The 15,683-nt window shown below is 58.6% G+C and carries 15 protein-coding genes; 12 read left to right on the top strand and 3 right to left on the bottom strand.

What is annotated here, in order from left to right; translation table 11 throughout:
- The first annotated feature begins 1 nt into the window (after nucleotide 1).
- Genes hisA through coaA form a run of 4 tightly spaced genes read left to right on the top strand, consistent with a single transcriptional unit; the run spans nucleotide 2 to nucleotide 2,855 of the window.
- Complete coding sequence (gene hisA, locus EYD00_RS12465) at nucleotides 2-745, top strand: 1-(5-phosphoribosyl)-5-[(5-phosphoribosylamino)methylideneamino]imidazole-4-carboxamide isomerase (RefSeq protein WP_004444329.1); 744 nt, start codon at nucleotides 2-4, stop codon at nucleotides 743-745.
- On the top strand, nucleotides 742-1,518 hold the full coding sequence (gene hisF, locus EYD00_RS12460; RefSeq protein ID WP_004444327.1) for an imidazole glycerol phosphate synthase subunit HisF: 777 nt from the start codon (nucleotides 742-744) through the stop codon (nucleotides 1,516-1,518). Before hisA ends, hisF begins: the two co-directional genes overlap by 4 nt.
- A gap of 15 nt (nucleotides 1,519-1,533) precedes the next feature.
- On the top strand, nucleotides 1,534-1,857 hold the full coding sequence (locus tag EYD00_RS12455) for a phosphoribosyl-ATP diphosphatase (protein ID WP_004444325.1): 324 nt from the start codon (nucleotides 1,534-1,536) through the stop codon (nucleotides 1,855-1,857).
- The gene (gene coaA, locus EYD00_RS12450; RefSeq protein ID WP_004444323.1) at nucleotides 1,854-2,855 is read left to right on the top strand and encodes a type I pantothenate kinase; all 1,002 of its coding nucleotides are present in this window, start codon (nucleotides 1,854-1,856) and stop codon (nucleotides 2,853-2,855) included. The genes EYD00_RS12455 and coaA overlap by 4 nt, the downstream gene beginning before the upstream one ends.
- A gap of 48 nt (nucleotides 2,856-2,903) precedes the next feature.
- On the opposite strand, the gene lysM is transcribed toward coaA, so the two are convergent.
- The 3 genes from lysM to EYD00_RS12435 all read right to left on the bottom strand — a co-directional run bounded on the left by lysM (nucleotide 2,904) and on the right by EYD00_RS12435 (nucleotide 5,612).
- Nucleotides 2,904-3,353: a peptidoglycan-binding protein LysM gene (gene lysM, locus EYD00_RS12445; protein ID WP_004444321.1), complete on the bottom strand. Its 450-nt coding sequence runs from the start codon at nucleotides 3,351-3,353 to the stop codon at nucleotides 2,904-2,906.
- An 86-nt stretch (nucleotides 3,354-3,439) separates the two neighbouring features.
- Nucleotides 3,440-3,874 (bottom strand): alternative ribosome rescue aminoacyl-tRNA hydrolase ArfB, encoded by a 435-nt coding sequence (gene arfB / locus EYD00_RS12440; protein ID WP_004444320.1) that lies wholly within the window; start codon nucleotides 3,872-3,874, stop codon nucleotides 3,440-3,442.
- 127 nt (nucleotides 3,875-4,001) lie between these two features.
- The gene (locus EYD00_RS12435; RefSeq protein WP_004444319.1) at nucleotides 4,002-5,612 is read right to left on the bottom strand and encodes a phosphoenolpyruvate carboxykinase; all 1,611 of its coding nucleotides are present in this window, start codon (nucleotides 5,610-5,612) and stop codon (nucleotides 4,002-4,004) included.
- Nucleotides 5,613-5,950: 338 nt separating this feature from the next.
- Between EYD00_RS12435 and chvI the strand changes: the two genes are divergently transcribed.
- The 8 genes from chvI to tsaE all read left to right on the top strand — a co-directional run bounded on the left by chvI (nucleotide 5,951) and on the right by tsaE (nucleotide 15,676).
- Nucleotides 5,951-6,676 (top strand): two-component system response regulator ChvI, encoded by a 726-nt coding sequence (gene chvI / locus EYD00_RS12430; protein ID WP_006700117.1) that lies wholly within the window; start codon nucleotides 5,951-5,953, stop codon nucleotides 6,674-6,676.
- Between the two features lie 57 nt (nucleotides 6,677-6,733).
- Entirely contained in the window at nucleotides 6,734-8,524 is a 1,791-nt protein-coding gene (chvG, locus tag EYD00_RS12425; RefSeq protein WP_004444315.1) for a two-component system sensor histidine kinase ChvG, read from the top strand.
- The gene (locus EYD00_RS12420) at nucleotides 8,514-8,978 is read left to right on the top strand and encodes an HPr kinase/phosphorylase (RefSeq protein ID WP_004444313.1); all 465 of its coding nucleotides are present in this window, start codon (nucleotides 8,514-8,516) and stop codon (nucleotides 8,976-8,978) included. The genes chvG and EYD00_RS12420 overlap by 11 nt, the downstream gene beginning before the upstream one ends.
- 125 nt (nucleotides 8,979-9,103) lie before the next feature.
- Nucleotides 9,104-9,505 carry a PTS sugar transporter subunit IIA gene (locus EYD00_RS12415; RefSeq protein ID WP_003505374.1) on the top strand — a complete coding sequence of 134 codons (402 nt, stop codon included), beginning with the start codon at nucleotides 9,104-9,106 and terminating at the stop codon, nucleotides 9,503-9,505.
- A gap of 11 nt (nucleotides 9,506-9,516) precedes the next feature.
- Nucleotides 9,517-9,792, top strand: a complete 276-nt coding sequence (locus tag EYD00_RS12410; RefSeq protein WP_004444304.1) for an HPr family phosphocarrier protein — start codon at nucleotides 9,517-9,519, stop codon at nucleotides 9,790-9,792.
- 121 nt (nucleotides 9,793-9,913) lie between these two features.
- Nucleotides 9,914-11,314: an adenosylhomocysteinase gene (ahcY, locus tag EYD00_RS12405; RefSeq protein ID WP_004444302.1), complete on the top strand. Its 1,401-nt coding sequence runs from the start codon at nucleotides 9,914-9,916 to the stop codon at nucleotides 11,312-11,314.
- Between the two features lie 208 nt (nucleotides 11,315-11,522).
- Nucleotides 11,523-14,168 carry a sensor histidine kinase gene (locus tag EYD00_RS12395; protein ID WP_004444300.1) on the top strand — a complete coding sequence of 882 codons (2,646 nt, stop codon included), beginning with the start codon at nucleotides 11,523-11,525 and terminating at the stop codon, nucleotides 14,166-14,168.
- Nucleotides 14,165-15,676, top strand: a complete 1,512-nt coding sequence (gene tsaE, locus EYD00_RS12390; RefSeq protein ID WP_004444297.1) for a tRNA (adenosine(37)-N6)-threonylcarbamoyltransferase complex ATPase subunit type 1 TsaE — start codon at nucleotides 14,165-14,167, stop codon at nucleotides 15,674-15,676. The genes EYD00_RS12395 and tsaE overlap by 4 nt, the downstream gene beginning before the upstream one ends.
- Nucleotides 15,677-15,683: the final 7 nt, after the last annotated feature.

The raw sequence follows: 15,683 nt of genomic DNA, 5'->3' as shown, positions 1-15,683 counted from the left end.
CATGATTCTTTTTCCCGCAATCGACCTTAAAGACGGCCAGTGCGTTCGCCTGAAACTCGGCGATATGGACCAGGCCACCGTCTATAATACCGACCCCGGCGCACAGGCGAAAGCTTTCGAGGATCAAGGCTTTGAATGGCTGCATGTCGTTGATCTCAACGGTGCGTTCGCCGGCCAGACGGTCAATGGCGCGGCGGTTGATGCCATTCTGAAGGCGACGAAAAACCCGGTGCAGCTGGGCGGCGGCATCCGCACGCTCGATCATATCGAGGCCTGGCTGAGCCGTGGGCTTGCTCGCGTCATTCTCGGCACCGTGGCGGTGCGCGATCCGGTTCTGGTCATTGAAGCCTGCAAGCGTTTTCCCGGCCAGGTCGCCGTCGGTATCGATGCCAAGGGCGGCAAGGTTGCGGTGGAAGGCTGGGCGGAAGCCTCCGAACTCGGCGTGATCGAGCTTGCCAAACGTTTCGAAGGTGCCGGCGTCGCGGCCATCATCTACACCGATATCGATCGTGACGGCATTCTGGCCGGTATAAATTGGGCCTCGACGCTGGAACTGGCCGACGCCGTCTCCATCCCGGTCATCGCGTCCGGTGGTCTTGCCTCCATCGACGACATCAAGCGCATGTTGCAGCCGGATGCGGCAAAGCTCGAAGGCGCGATTTCCGGCCGCGCGCTTTATGACGGCCGTATCGATCCGGCGGAGGCGCTCGCCCTCATCAAGGCCGCAAGGGAGGTACGCGTATGACCCTAAAAGCCCGCGTTATTCCCTGCCTGGATGTGAAAGACGGCCGTGTCGTCAAGGGCGTGAACTTCGTCGATCTGATCGACGCCGGCGACCCGGTCGAGGCGGCGAAAGCCTATGATGCGGCAGGCGCGGACGAACTCTGCTTCCTGGACATTACCGCCTCTTCGGATAATCGCGACACGATATTCGATGTGGTTTCGCGCACGGCCGATCATTGCTTCATGCCACTGACCGTCGGTGGCGGCGTTCGCGCCGTCGCCGACATCCGCAAGCTGCTTCTGTGCGGGGCCGACAAGGTCTCGATCAATTCCGCAGCGGTCAAGGATCCCGACTTCGTGGCGCAGGCGGCCGACAAGTTCGGCAACCAGTGCATCGTCGTTTCCATCGACGCCAAGCGGGTTTCAAAGGATGGGGAAGAAGGCCGCTGGGAAATATTCACCCATGGCGGACGCCAGCCGACCGGGATTGACGCCGTGGAATTCGCCATCAAGATGGTCGAACGCGGCGCCGGCGAATTGCTTGTCACCTCGATGGACCGCGACGGCACAAAGAGCGGTTACGATATCGGCCTGACGCGCAGCATTGCCGATCAGGTTCGAGTCCCCGTCATCGCTTCGGGGGGCGTCGGCACGCTGGATGATCTGGTGGCAGGGGTTCGGGATGGCCATGCGACTGCGGTGCTTGCCGCTTCGATCTTCCACTTCGGCACTTATTCGATCGGTGAAGCCAAGAACTACATGGCCGAGCATGGCATCGCCATGCGTCTCGATTGATTGCAGGATTCCCCCATGAGCGCATTTTCCCTTTCCGATCTGGAGCGCATCGTCGCAACCCGCGCCGCTGCGTCTCCTGACGAATCCTGGACGGCCAAGCTGGTTGCGGCCGGCCAGGAGCGTGCGGCAAAGAAACTCGGCGAAGAAGCCGTGGAAGCCGTCATTGCGGCCATCGCAAAAGACCGCGACGGGCTGAAGAACGAAGCGGCGGACCTGCTTTACCATCTGCTGGTGGTTTTGAAGATCGCCGACATCCCGCTGAATGAGGTTTTCGCCGAGCTGGAGCGCAGGACCGGGCAAACCGGTCTTGCGGAAAAGGCAGCGAGGCCGACATCATGAAGATCGAGGCAGGCAGCGGGGAGAGAGGCATGCCGAGCACACTCGATCATTTCCGACCGGATGAATATTCGCCCTACCACTTCTTCAGTTCGGAAGAATGGTCGAAGTTTCGTGCCGACACGCCATTGACGCTTTCTGCCGACGAGGTCAAACGGCTGCGTTCGCTGGATGATCCGATCGATCTGGATGAGGTGCGGCGCATCTACCTGTCTCTGTCGCGCCTGCTGTCTTCCCATGTGGAAGCATCGCAGCTGTTGTTCGAGCAACGCAACCGCTTCCTCAACATGGCTGACGTCAACAAGACGCCCTTCGTCATCGGCATCGCCGGCTCCGTTGCCGTTGGCAAATCCACGACGGCACGTATTCTGAAAGAGCTTCTGGCGCGCTGGCCTTCCAGTCCCAAGGTCGACCTCATCACCACTGACGGATTTCTCTATCCGAACGAGGTATTGCGGCGCGAGAATCTGATGGAGCGCAAAGGCTTCCCGGAGAGCTACGATATCGGCGCGCTCCTGCGTTTCCTGTCGGCCATCAAGGCGGGCCAGCCCAATGTCAAGGCGCCGCGTTATTCGCACCTGACCTATGACGTGCTGCCGAACGAGTTCACTGTCATCGACCAGCCGGATATTCTCATCTTCGAAGGCATCAACGTGCTGCAATCGCGCGACCTGCCGGCAGGCGGGAGGATCGTGCCGATCGTTTCCGACTTCTTCGATTTCTCGATCTATATCGACGCTGATGAAGGCCTTATTCACAACTGGTATGTGAACCGGTTCATGAATCTGAGAAAAACCGCCTTCCGCGATCCCAATTCATTCTTCAACCGTTATGCCTCGATCAGCGAAGAAGCGGCGCTCAGCATTGCTGAAGGCCTCTGGCAGAACATCAACTTGAAGAACCTGCGGCAGAACATCGTGCCGACCCGCCCGCGCGCCGACCTTATTTTGCGCAAGGGCAAAAACCACCTGATCGACACGGTCGCGCTTCGCAAATTGTGAAAGATGCCGCGAAGGCGGCATCTCCGTCGCAGCGATTACAAGGCGTTATCAGGCAAGGTCTGGAATGCGCAGAACCTGGCCGGGATAAATCTTGTCGGGGTGCGTCAGCATCGGCTTGTTGGCTTCGAAGATGATGTTATTCTTCGCGCCATTGGCCTTGCCATATTGCGCTTCCGCAATCTTCCAGAGATTGTCACCCTTTTTGACCGTATAGAAGACCGGTTCTTTCGCCGGCGCTTCGGCCACTTTCAACTCGCCGGCCTCGACCTTGGAAATGCCGAGCGTGTTGCCGACCGCGATGACCGCCTTTTCGAAAATCGATTGATCGGCCACTTCGCCCTTCAGGACAACCTTGTCATCCACCACCTCGACCTGAACCTTGTCGGTGCCGAGATCGTGGGAAGCGAGTTCCTTCTTGACCGCGTCGACATCCGGCGCGTCGTCGCCGCCGATACCAAGCTTCTTTCCCGCTTCCTTGATGAAATTGAACAGACCCATAGCACCCTCCTTGGTTGTATGGAGGCTTACCAGACGATATTTGAAGCTCCATGACAAGGGCGAAAGATTCGTCGTCTGATCGTCGCTTATTCGCCCGAAGGTTTGCCGCGCATCTTCTTGATATCGGAGCGACCGGACTTCGCCTTGAGGCGGCGCTCGACGGAGCCCTTGGTGGGTTTGGTAGCCTTGCGCACCGGCGGCGGGGGGGCGGCGGCTTCGAGGATCAGTTCCTTCAGGCGCTCGCGCGCATCCTCACGATTGCGCTCCTGGCTGCGAAACCGGCTCGCTTCGATCATCAGCACGCCTTCTTTTGATACGCGCCTGCCACCGAGCCGCAACGCATTGACCTTCACCCTTTCCGGAAGGGAGGGTGAATTCGCAATGTCGAAAAATAGCTGAACCGCTGTCGAAACCTTGTTGACGTTCTGGCCGCCCGGCCCGCCGGCCAGCACGAATTGCTCCGTCAGCTCCCAGCCGGCAATGGTGATGCGGTTATTGATGTAAAGCGGGTCGCTGGCCATGTTTTCTCTCCGCGCCGGTGATGCCACAGATCGTGAAAAATGAAAACAAGGACAAAACGAAAGAACCCGGCAAAAAGAAACCCGGCACTTGGGCCGGGTTCCCCTCCTCCTCATAAACGAGGCTTATTCATTCTGCCGCGAGCAAAAGGCCCGGCGCTGCGTCACGAACCTTGCTGTCGACGTGGTCTTCGAACTTGGTGAAGTTCGTGACGAACATCGACACCAGCTTCTTGGCTTGCGCGTCATAAGCTGCGCCATCGGCCCAGGTGGAACGCGGATCGAGGATCGCGCTGTCAACACCTTCAAGCGACTGAGGGACGGCGAAGCCGAAATTCGCATCGGTGCGGAACTGTGCGTTCTTCAGATCCCCAGTGAGAGCGGCGGTCAGAAGCGCGCGGGTGGCCTTGATGGGCATACGCTTGCCGATGCCGTAAGCGCCGCCGGTCCAGCCGGTATTGACCAGCCAGCAATCCACACCGTGCTTGCCGATCAGCTCACGCAGCAGGTTGCCATATTCGGCCGGATGGCGCGGCATGAAGGGGGCGCCAAAGCAGGTGGAGAATGTCGCTTCCGGCTCGGTCACGCCCTTTTCCGTACCGGCGACCTTGGCGGTGTAACCGGAGAGGAAGTGGTACATGGCCTGCTCCGGTGTCAGCCGGGCAATCGGCGGCAGCACGCCGAAGGCGTCAGCCGTCAGCATGATGATCGTCTTCGGGTGGCCGGCAATGCCCGTCTCCGATGCATTCGGAATGAAGTGCAGCGGATAGGCGCTGCGGGTGTTTTCCGTCAGCGAATTGTCGTTGAAATCAGGAACGCGGTTTTCGTCCAGCACGACGTTCTCAAGAACCGTGCCGAAACGGCGGGTCGCGGCGTAGATTTCCGGCTCGGCCTCGGCCGAAAGCTTGATCGCCTTGGCATAGCAGCCGCCTTCGAAATTGAAGATGCCGTGTTCGCCCCAGCCATGTTCGTCATCGCCGATCAGCGTGCGCGACGGATCAGCCGACAGCGTGGTCTTGCCGGTGCCGGAGAGGCCGAAGAAAACGGCAGAATCACCCTGCGGACCGACATTAGCCGAGCAATGCATGGGCATGACACCCTTGGCTGGCAGCAGGTAGTTCAGCACCGTGAAGACCGACTTCTTGTTTTCACCGGCATAGGACGTGCCGCCGATGAGAACGAGGCCGTTGGTAAGGTCGCAGGCGATGACTGTTTCCGAACGGACACCATGACGGGCCGGATCTGCCTTGAAGCTCGGCAGATTGATGATGGTGAGCTTCTGCTTGAAGCCCGCCAATTTTTCCTGCTTCGGACGGATCAGCAGATTGCGGATGAACAGCGAATGCCAGGCGAGCTCGGTGACGACGCGTGTCGGCAACGCATTTTCCTCATCGGCGCCGCCGATCAGGTCCTGAACATAGAGCGTCTTTCCGGCGGCATGGGCCAACATGTCCTGGCGCAACAACTCGAAGTTTTCCGGCGACAGCGGCTTGTTGTTGTCCCACCAGATGGTGTTCTCGGTGGACGCGTCGCGCACAACGAATTTGTCCTTCGGAGAACGGCCCGTGTGCTGGCCGGTGACGGCGCGCAGCGCACCGTCGATGGTCAGCTCGGCCTCGCCGTTGCGGATTGCCTCTTCGTATAGTTCGCTCTCACTGAGGTTATAAAAGACGCGGGAAGCCTTGCCCAGTCCGAGTTCTGCAACTCCGTTGGCAGGATTATGAACCCCAATCTCGGTCATGACGCGTTCCTTGTTAATGACGATAAGGCCGTTGAAATTTTCACGGAAAATACGTGGCACCTCTTGGAAACGCAAGAGCCGAAGTTTAAAAAACTTAGTAATTTCAATATATTAATCGATTTAAAAGATTTTATTTCTTTTTAAATCGGTTGAAGACGCATTAAAATTCAGCTGCGGCGTCTCTACGAAATCTCTTCGTCCTACCCTTGCGATTTTGGGGTGAGTTTTCCTTTGCCACAATTTGTTCCACCTTTATACTCAAGAGAGTGGCTCGCGGCGCACAACCTGGCTGGGTGAATGTCGGGAGTTACGAGAAAATGACGATGGAGACCAACTACATGCAGACGATCGCGCTTGTCGACGATGACCGGAATATTCTCACTTCGGTATCGATCGCGCTCGAAGCCGAAGGCTACCGGGTCGAAACGTATACGGACGGCGCTTCCGCGCTTGACGGGTTGATCGCCCGTCCGCCGCAGCTCGCCATTTTCGATATTAAGATGCCCCGCATGGATGGCATGGAGCTTTTGCGGCGCCTTCGCCAGAAGTCGGATCTGCCGGTTATCTTCCTCACCTCGAAGGATGAAGAGATCGACGAATTGTTCGGCCTGAAGATGGGCGCGGACGACTTCATCACCAAGCCGTTCTCGCAACGCCTTCTGGTGGAACGCGTCAAAGCCATCCTGCGCCGCGCCAGCAGCCGCGAAGCATCCGCCGCAACCGGCAACGTTCTGAAGCCGACGGCAGACCAACAGGCGCGCACACTGGAGCGCGGGCAGCTCGCCATGGATCAGGAACGCCACACCTGCACCTGGAAGGGCGAACCGGTAACACTGACGGTGACCGAATTCCTCATCCTGCATTCGCTGGCACAACGTCCAGGTGTCGTGAAAAGCCGCGACGCGCTGATGGATGCCGCCTATGACGAGCAGGTCTATGTGGACGACCGCACCATCGACAGCCACATCAAGCGTCTTCGCAAGAAGTTCAAACTGGTCGATGGCGACTTCGATATGATTGAAACGCTTTATGGCGTAGGATATCGCTTCCGCGAAGCGGCTTGAACGAGCCGACTCACGCAGAAGGGACCGCCCGGTATGGGGTGGTAAGGACTTGAATACGTGTTGAAAAAAACGCCGGAAACCGTCTCGGACAGTGACGATGCCGAAGAACGCGGCAGCGAACGCCGCCATCGTATCCATCCGCTGACGATCATCCGGCGCATTTTCGGCAATGCGGTGTTTTCCAGCCTCACGCGCCGCATCCTGTTCTTCAACGTCGCCGCGACGGTGGTTCTAGTCGGCGGCATTCTCTATCTCAACCAGTTCCGCGAGGGGCTGATCGATGCGCGCGTGGAAAGCCTGCTGACGCAGGGCGAAATCATAGCCGGCGCGGTTTCCGCTTCCGCCTCTGTCGATACCAACTCAATCACCATCAACCCGGAAAAGCTGCTCGAATTGCAGGCGGGACAGAGCATAACCCCTGCCCCCAATGATGAGGACCTGAGTTTCCCCATCAATCCGGAACGCGTGGCGCCGGTGCTACGGCGGCTGATTTCGCCAACGCGCACCCGCGCGCGGCTGTTCGATGCCGATGCCAATCTGCTGCTCGATTCCCGACATCTTTATTCGCGCGGTCAGGTGCTGCGCTTCGACCTGCCGCCAGTAACGCCCGAGACGCAGACCTGGGGCGACTGGTTCACCAGCATGTTCAACCGCATGCTGCAGCCGAGCAGCCTGCCGCAATACAAGGAAGCGCCTGGCGGCGATGGCTCTATCTATCCGGAAGTGATGAACGCGCTGACCGGCGTGCGCGGCGCGGTCGTGCGTGTCACGGAAAAGGGTGAGCTGATTGTTTCCGTGGCCGTACCGGTACAGCGCTTCCGGGCCGTGCTCGGCGTTCTGCTGCTTTCGACACAAGCGGGCGATATCGACAAGATCGTGCATGCCGAGCGCCTCGCCATCATGCGCGTCTTTGGCATCGCCACGCTGGTCAACATCGTGCTGTCGCTGCTCCTCTCCTCCACCATCGCCACGCCGCTGCGGCGGCTGTCGGCGGCCGCGATCCGCGTGCGCCGCGGGGCGAGAACCCGTGAGGAAATACCGGATTTCTCGGCGCGCCAGGATGAGATCGGCAACCTCTCTATTGCGCTGCGTGAAATGACGACGGCGCTTTACGACCGTATCGATGCGATCGAAAGTTTCGCCGCCGATGTCAGCCATGAGCTCAAGAACCCGCTGACCTCGCTGCGCAGCGCCGTGGAAACCCTGCCGCGCGCCAAGACCGAAGAGTCCAAACAGCGCCTGACCGAGATCATCTTCCACGATGTGCGCCGCCTCGACCGCCTGATCAGCGACATTTCGGATGCGTCGCGGCTCGATGCCGAACTGGCGCGCGCCGACGCCGCGCCGCTCGATCTTGATGTGCTGATGAAGGGTCTGGTGGATATATCCCGCCAGATAAGCACCAAGAAGAAAAGCGTGACGATCGACTATGTTGTCGACCGGAAAGCGGGCGCAAAGACCTCCTTCGTGGTGAACGGCCACGATCTGCGTATCGGCCAGATCGTCACCAACCTCATCGAGAATGCGCGCTCCTTCGTTGCCGAAGAAAGCGGCCGCATCACGGTACGCCTCTCCCGTCACAAGGATCGTTGCATCGTGCAGGTAGAGGACAACGGGCCCGGCATTCAGGCCGAAGATATCGACCGGATTTTTGAGCGTTTCTACACCGACCGGCCGGCGAGCGAAGGTTTCGGACAGAACTCCGGCCTTGGCCTTTCCATCAGCCGCCAGATCGCGGAAGCCCATGGCGGCAGCCTGCGGGCAGAGAACGTCGTCGACAAATATGGCGTGATATCAGGCGCGCGCTTCACCCTGTCGCTGCCGGCGGCTGAAACCCATGAACGCTGAACGCTTCAACCTGCACGCAACCGCGATCGTTGTTCAAAACACCGGCATCCTATTCACGGGGCCGTCGGGCAGCGGCAAAAGCGAACTCGCCTTCAGCTTCCTGACGGAGGCGGAACGGTGCGGATTGCCGGCCGCATTGATCGCGGACGATCAGATTTTCGTGTATCGCGATGGCGAGACCATCATCGCCGAACGGCCGGAAGCCATCGCCGGCCTGTTGGAATTACGCGGCAGCGGCATTGTTTCACTTAAAAGCATTGCGCGCGCGCCGCTACATTTCGCCGTCACGACAGTTGTTTCACCCGAAAATCCAAGACTTCCCGAAGATGACGAGATGTTATCGCTGCCGTGCGGCGGGCATCTTCCGCTTCTGCGTATTCCGCTTTCAAGTCTCACGCCCTATGGAAAATTTGCTGCACTTGCTCAGAATCTTTTCAAAACGAATGTGAAGTGACGATGATTCGGGCGATTTTAGGCTTGCGATTCGCATTTTCCTCATCAAGATGAAATCCCACCGATGGACAGGATTGCCGCGTTGCGATAGTCGGCAATGAGAGTGCGTGTGCAAGGGAGCATTTCATGATCGGACTAGTGCTTGTCACCCATGGCAAGCTGGCTGAGGAGTTTCGTCATGCGTTGGAGCATGTCGTCGGTCCCCAGAAATTGATCGAGACGGTCTGTATCGGTCCCGAAGACGACATGGATCAGCGCCGGCAGGATATCATCGACGCTGTCGCGCGCGCCAATGACGGCAATGGCGTCATCATCCTGACGGACATGTTTGGCGGCACGCCTTCCAATCTTGCGATTTCGGTCATGAATAACGGCAATGTCGAAGTCATCGCCGGGGTTAACCTGCCGATGCTGATCAAACTTGCCGGCGTTCGCAGCGAAGACAATATGGACAAGGCCCTTCAGGACGCATCCGATGCCGGCCGCAAATATATCAACGTCGCCAGCCGCGTTTTAAGCGGCAAATAAGAAGTCAGCCCATGTCGCCACTCTCCCGGGAACTACCGATCATCAACAAACGCGGTCTCCATGCCCGGGCATCAGCGAAATTCGTGCAGATGGTTGAAGGCTTCGACGCGACCATTACGGTTTCGAAAGACGGCATGACCGTCGGCGGCACCTCGATCATGGGTCTCATGATGCTGGCGGCCAGCCCCGGATGCAGTGTCTATGTCGAGGCGAGCGGCAATCAGGCCGAAGAGGCGCTCGCCGCACTTGAGGCCCTGGTCGCCGACCGGTTCGGCGAAGAAGCCTGAGCCATATAAAGACATAAAGACTTCTTTATATCATTATTGCCAGATCGTTCGTGGCCTGCTAAACCGCTGCTACGTAAAAAGCCGGGCCGCAATGTGCGGCGCTTCTGATCTGGAGAATCTCATGAGCCTTGAGAAGGACTACATCGTCGCCGATATCAACCTTGCCGCATTCGGCCGCAAGGAACTGGACATCGCCGAAACCGAAATGCCGGGCCTGATGTCCTGCCGCAAGGAGTTCGGTGAAAGCAAGCCGCTGAAGGGCGCCCGCATTTCCGGTTCGCTTCACATGACGATCCAGACCGGCGTTCTCATCGAGACGCTGAAGGAACTCGGTGCAGACATTCGCTGGGCCTCCTGCAACATCTTCTCGACACAGGACCATGCTGCAGCGGCCATTGCGGCAGCCGGCATTCCGGTCTTTGCCGTCAAGGGTGAGAGCCTGACGGAATATTGGGAATATACCGACAAGATCTTCCAGTGGACCGATGGCGGTCTCTCCAACATGATCCTCGACGATGGCGGCGATGCCACCATGTACATCCTGCTTGGCGCTCGCGCGGAAGCGGGCGAAGACGTGCTCTCCAATCCCGGCTCCGAAGAAGAAGAAATTCTCTTCGCGCAGATCAACAAGCGCCTCAAGGCTTCGCCCGGCTGGTTCACCAAGCAGCGCGACGCGTTGAAGGGTGTCACCGAAGAAACGACGACCGGCGTGCACCGCCTCTACGACCTCAGCAAGAAGGGCCTGCTGCCTTTCCCGGCGATCAACGTCAATGACAGCGTCACCAAGTCCAAGTTCGACAACAAATACGGTTGCAAAGAATCGCTGGTTGACGGCATTCGCCGCGCAACCGACGTGATGATGGCCGGCAAGGTTGCCGTGGTGTGCGGATACGGCGATGTTGGCAAGGGTTCGGCCGCTTCGCTGCAGGGCGCCGGCGCCCGCGTGAAGGTGACCGAAATCGACCCGATCTGCGCACTGCAGGCTGCCATGGACGGTTTCGAAGTCGTTCGCCTGGAGGACGTTGTTTCCTCCGCCGATATCTTCATCACCACGACGGGCAACAAGGACGTCATCCGCATCGAGCACATGCGCGAGATGAAGGACATGGCGATCGTCGGCAATATCGGCCACTTCGACAACGAGATTCAGGTCGCATCGCTGCGTAACCTGAAGTGGACGAACATCAAGCCGCAGGTCGACATGATCGAGTTCCCGAAGGGCAACCGCATCATCCTGCTGTCCGAAGGTCGTCTTCTGAACCTTGGCAACGCCACCGGTCACCCCTCCTTCGTCATGTCGGCCTCCTTCACCAACCAGGTTTTGGGCCAGATCGAACTCTTCACCAAGCAGGGCGAATACAAGAACGACGTTTACGTGCTGCCGAAGCACCTCGACGAGAAGGTCGCACGCCTCCATCTCGAGAAGCTTGGTGTGCGCCTGACTGAACTTTCCGACGTTCAGGCAGATTATATCGGCGTCTCGAAGCAGGGCCCGTTCAAGGCGGACCACTACAGATATTAATTTCATGGTTAATATCCACTGAAATTACACAATATCTAGATGCCGCGCGCTTGACAAAGCGCGCGGCATCTTTTTTGCGCGCTCCCTTTTCGCAGTTTTATGAAGGCGGTATTGTCATCAGACTTGATTCGGACGCACCACAGGGCGGTGCGGACGAAATGGGATGTCTTGTCGAAGATGCGGCACATAGGACGGAGACAGACCGGGGATGTCGGTTCAAAATTCGGATCTGCGCAAGCAGACAGTTCAACGCGTTGAAAACACGCAAGCGGGCGTGGCATTGAGCGCACAGACTCTGGTGCGTTTTGGCGCATCTGCGGACGGAAAACCGGTGTTCACTTTTCCTGGAAATGCTCTGGCACGTTGCCGGCTGGCAATCCGTGCGATCCGGACCGGCTTTTCACGGCTTCCGTTCCTGCTTTCCGGCACGTTTTTGGCCGGTTCAGCCACCGTGGCGCTGGCGCAGGATGGACTTGCGGCCAAAGCCGGCGCTCGGCTGTTTTCATCAGGTGAAACCATAACCTATTCGCTTTTCGTGGGTATGCTTTCCGCGACGCTGTTTTCAGTCGTCTGGCTGGTGCGCCAGCGCGGCAATATAGAGGCGGAGAGCAGCGAATTTCGCCAGGCGCTTGCCCAGTCTCACCACAAGATCGCCAAATACGAGGCGCTGATTTCCGACAAGAGCCGCCGCATCGTCATCTGGGATGGCGCAGAAAACCGTCCGGAATTTCTGGGGCAGCTGCCGGCCGAGACAGGCGTGCCGCAGGCGGACCAGGATTTTCTGGCCTTTGGCCGCTGGCTGAAACCGGCATCCGCCAGTCAGCTTGAGAAATCCATTGAAAAACTTCGTAGCCACGCACAGAGTTTCGATCTCACCATCGAAACGCATCGCGGCGAAGTTATCGAGGTTCAGGGCCGGGTTTCCGGCGGCAATGCCTTTGCACGCTTCATCGCCCTCAACAATCTGCGTGCGGAGCTCGCCGAACTGCAGGTGGAGCGTGAACGGCTGATCGCTTCCGTCTCGACTTTTCAGGAACTTCTCGATTCCATTGAGCAGCCCGTCTGGCGTCGCAATGGCGAAGGCGAACTTATCTGGGTGAACCATGCCTATGCACAGGCAGTGGATGCGCGGAATGCGGAACAGGCCATTCAGGAGAAACGAGAACTTCTGAACACGGTTACCCGGCAGAAGATACGCGCGGCCGCGACCCCGGAATCGCCCTATCACGACCGTATTTCCACGGTGGTTGCGGGTAATCGCAGCTTCTTCGATGTCGTCGACATCAAAACGGCGGGCGGGTCTGCCGGTATCGCCATCGATGCCACCGAGGCCGAAACCATCAGCGAGGAACTGAAGCGGGTTCTGAAGAGCCACGCCGAAACGCTGGATCATCTGGCAACGCCCGTCGCCATTTTCGATGGCCGGCAGCGGCTGCAATTCTATAATCAGGCTTTTGCGACTCTGTGGGGCCTCGACCTAGTGTTCCTCGAATCCGGGCCTGACAATTCAGAGCTTCTCGACAGGTTGCGCACCGCCGGCAAATTGCCCGAGCAGCTCAACTGGAAGAACTGGAAGGAGACGGCGCTCTCCGTATACCGCTCGCTCGATACCAAGACCGATCTCTGGCACCTGCCCAACGGCCAGACACTGCGGGTGATTGCGACGGCCCATCCGCAGGGCGGCGCAACCTGGGTTTTCGAAAACCTGACCGAGCAGGTCGATCTGCAAATGCGCTACAACACATTGGTGAAAGTGCAGGGCGAAACCATCGACCATCTGGCCGAGGGGGTCGCCGTGTTCGGTGCGGACGGTCGTATTCGCCTGTCGAACCCGGCATTCCGGGCGCTGTGGGGCGTGACTGCCGAACAGGCCGAAACCGGAACGCACATCCGCGCCATCGAAACCGCCTGCGCACCATCCTACGACGGGCCGGACGGCTGGCGCGCCTTCAGCCAGTTCATCACCAGTTTCGATGATGAGCGGCCATCCCGGCAAGGCACACTGGAACTGCTTTCCGGCCTCGTCCTCGATTATGCGATCATTCCGTTGCCGGATGCGCAGACCATGCTGACCTTTGTCAACATGACGGACAGCGTACGGGCTGAGCGCGCCCTTATGGAAAAGAACGACGCTCTTCTCAAGGCAGATGAGCTGAAGAATGATTTTGTGCAGCATGTTTCCTATGAGCTGCGTTCGCCACTGACAAACATTATCGGCTTCACCGATCTCCTGAAGACCCCGGGCCTTGGGGAATTGACGGAGCGGCAGGCGGAATATCTCGACCATATTTCCACGTCCTCCTCGGTCCTTCTGACGATTGTCAATGATATTCTCGATCTTGCGACCGTCGATGCCGGCATCATGCAACTCAATTATTCGGATAATGACCTGAACGAATTGCTCGAAGATGTTTCGGTGCAGATCGCGGACCGGCTGCAGGAAAGCGGCATTTCACTTCAGATCGTCGCCCCGGCTCATCTCGGCAGCCTGGTGGCAGACCACCAGCGCCTGAAGCAGATCCTCATCAAGCTCCTGACCAATGCGATCAATTTCGCGCCGGAAGGGTCTTCAGTTACGCTTTCCTGCCAGCGCAGCGAAGGTGACTTCATATTCTCTGTGGCGGACAAGGGACCGGGCATCCCGGAAGACATGCTAAAAACGGTCTTCGATCGTTTTTCGACCCGCGGCAATGGCGGCCGGCGAACCGGCGCCGGGCTTGGCCTTTCCATTGTCGAAAGTTTCGTCAGTCTCCACCACGGAACGGTTAGCATAGACAGCCGGCCCGGCAACGGCACCACCGTCACCTGCCGCATTCCTTCCGCCACGCGTCCGCATTCCATTGCCGCAGAATGAGCGAAAATGTCTTGCCGATCACCATTCCTCTTGCGGGGGAAAAGGACACCATCAGGCTCGGTGAAGACCTCGCGCTGGCGCTGAAGCCCGGCGATTGTCTGGCGTTGGTCGGCGACCTTGGCGCCGGTAAATCGACGCTTGCCCGCGCCTTCATCCGGGCGATGGCAGACGAGCCGGATCTTGAGGTTCCGAGCCCCACCTTCACCATCATCCAAACCTATGCCACCCGCATTCCGGTCGCCCATCTCGATCTCTACCGGCTTTCGGATGTTTCCGAACTGGATGAGCTCGGCATCGATGAGATGCTGGAGGATGGCATCTGCCTGATCGAATGGCCGGATATAGCAGGAGAGATTCTGCCACCGGGCCAGACCGTAACCCTGACGTTGACGCATTCCGGTGAAGGGCGGATCGCCTCCATCGAGGCTCCGGCAAATCCGAAAGCGCGGCTTGAGCGGGTTTTTGCCATCCGGGAATTCCTCGCCAGAAATGGCAGAGGTGACGCGGTCCGCCGCTTTCTGAGCGGCGATGCTTCCACCCGTGCCTATGAGACCATCTCCACCGATGGCCCGGACCTTATCCTGATGGATTGGCGCCGCCCCTTGAAAGGCGCCATCGTCGCCGACGGCAAGACCTATGCGGAGATTGCCCATCTCGCCCAGGATGCCCGCTCCTTCGTGGCGATCGGTAATTATCTGCGGAATCGCGGCTTTTGCGCGCCGGAGATCATCGCGGCGGACATCGACCAAGGCATTCTCCTGTTGCAGGATCTGGGGCGAGATGGAGTGTTAGCCGCCGATGGCGCCCCAATCGAGGAGCGCTATCTGGAAAGCATTGCCTTTCTGGCGGCACTTCATCAAGCGTCACAACCCGGTCCCCTGCCCGTGGGTGATGGCAGCACCTATGAGGTTCCACCCTTTGACCGGCAGGCGATGAAGATCGAGGTCTCGCTGCTGGTGGAATGGTATCTGCCCTATAAGCGCGGCAGGCCACTGTCCGATGGCGAGAAGCAGGAATATTACGCCATCTGGGACGCTCTGATCGACTCGCTTGCAGATTGCGAAAACGGGCTGCTGCTGCGCGACTTCCATTCGCCAAATATCCTCTGGCAACAGCAGAATGCCGGCATACGACAGGTCGGCCTGATCGATTTTCAGGACGCGATGATTGGCCCGACCGCCTATGATCTCGCTTCCATTGTTCAGGATGCCCGGGTTACAATCGAGCCCGGATTGCAGGCACGCCTGCTTTCGCATTATCTCGAGAGCAGGCGACACACGCCTTCTTTCGATGAGGCTGCTTTTCTCAAGGCCTTCTCCATCATGTCGGCGCAGCGCAACTGCAAGCTTGCCGGTATCTGGGTCAGGCTGATGGAACGGGATGGCAAACCCGGATATATGAAGCATATGCCGCGGACGTTCCGCTATCTCGCCGCAGCGCTTTCGCATCCGGAACTTGCGCCGCTCAGAGACTGGTGCCTGCGCATGGGCATGGACTTTAACGACTGAAAGACGG

This window comes from Agrobacterium sp. 33MFTa1.1 (assembly GCF_004328495.1).
GTDB lineage: Bacteria > Pseudomonadota > Alphaproteobacteria > Rhizobiales > Rhizobiaceae > Agrobacterium > Agrobacterium pusense.
Note: the sequence above shows the minus strand (reverse complement) of the source record. Positions and strands in the feature narration are given on the sequence as shown.

Coding starts and splice junctions, on each gene's coding strand:
- hisA (WP_004444329.1), top strand. CDS start 2: ATGATTCTTTTTCCCGCAATCGACCTTAAAGACGGCCAGTGCGTTCGC.
- lysM (WP_004444321.1), bottom strand. CDS start 3,353: ATGGGTCTGTTCAATTTCATCAAGGAAGCGGGAAAGAAGCTTGGTATC.
- coaA (WP_004444323.1), top strand. CDS start 1,854: ATGAAGATCGAGGCAGGCAGCGGGGAGAGAGGCATGCCGAGCACACTC.
- EYD00_RS12455 (WP_004444325.1), top strand. CDS start 1,534: ATGAGCGCATTTTCCCTTTCCGATCTGGAGCGCATCGTCGCAACCCGC.
- arfB (WP_004444320.1), bottom strand. CDS start 3,874: ATGGCCAGCGACCCGCTTTACATCAATAACCGCATCACCATTGCCGGC.
- EYD00_RS12415 (WP_003505374.1), top strand. CDS start 9,104: ATGATCGGACTAGTGCTTGTCACCCATGGCAAGCTGGCTGAGGAGTTT.
- EYD00_RS12420 (WP_004444313.1), top strand. CDS start 8,514: ATGAACGCTGAACGCTTCAACCTGCACGCAACCGCGATCGTTGTTCAA.
- chvI (WP_006700117.1), top strand. CDS start 5,951: ATGCAGACGATCGCGCTTGTCGACGATGACCGGAATATTCTCACTTCG.
- ahcY (WP_004444302.1), top strand. CDS start 9,914: ATGAGCCTTGAGAAGGACTACATCGTCGCCGATATCAACCTTGCCGCA.
- EYD00_RS12435 (WP_004444319.1), bottom strand. CDS start 5,612: ATGACCGAGATTGGGGTTCATAATCCTGCCAACGGAGTTGCAGAACTC.
- tsaE (WP_004444297.1), top strand. CDS start 14,165: ATGAGCGAAAATGTCTTGCCGATCACCATTCCTCTTGCGGGGGAAAAG.
- EYD00_RS12395 (WP_004444300.1), top strand. CDS start 11,523: ATGTCGGTTCAAAATTCGGATCTGCGCAAGCAGACAGTTCAACGCGTT.
- hisF (WP_004444327.1), top strand. CDS start 742: ATGACCCTAAAAGCCCGCGTTATTCCCTGCCTGGATGTGAAAGACGGC.
- EYD00_RS12410 (WP_004444304.1), top strand. CDS start 9,517: ATGTCGCCACTCTCCCGGGAACTACCGATCATCAACAAACGCGGTCTC.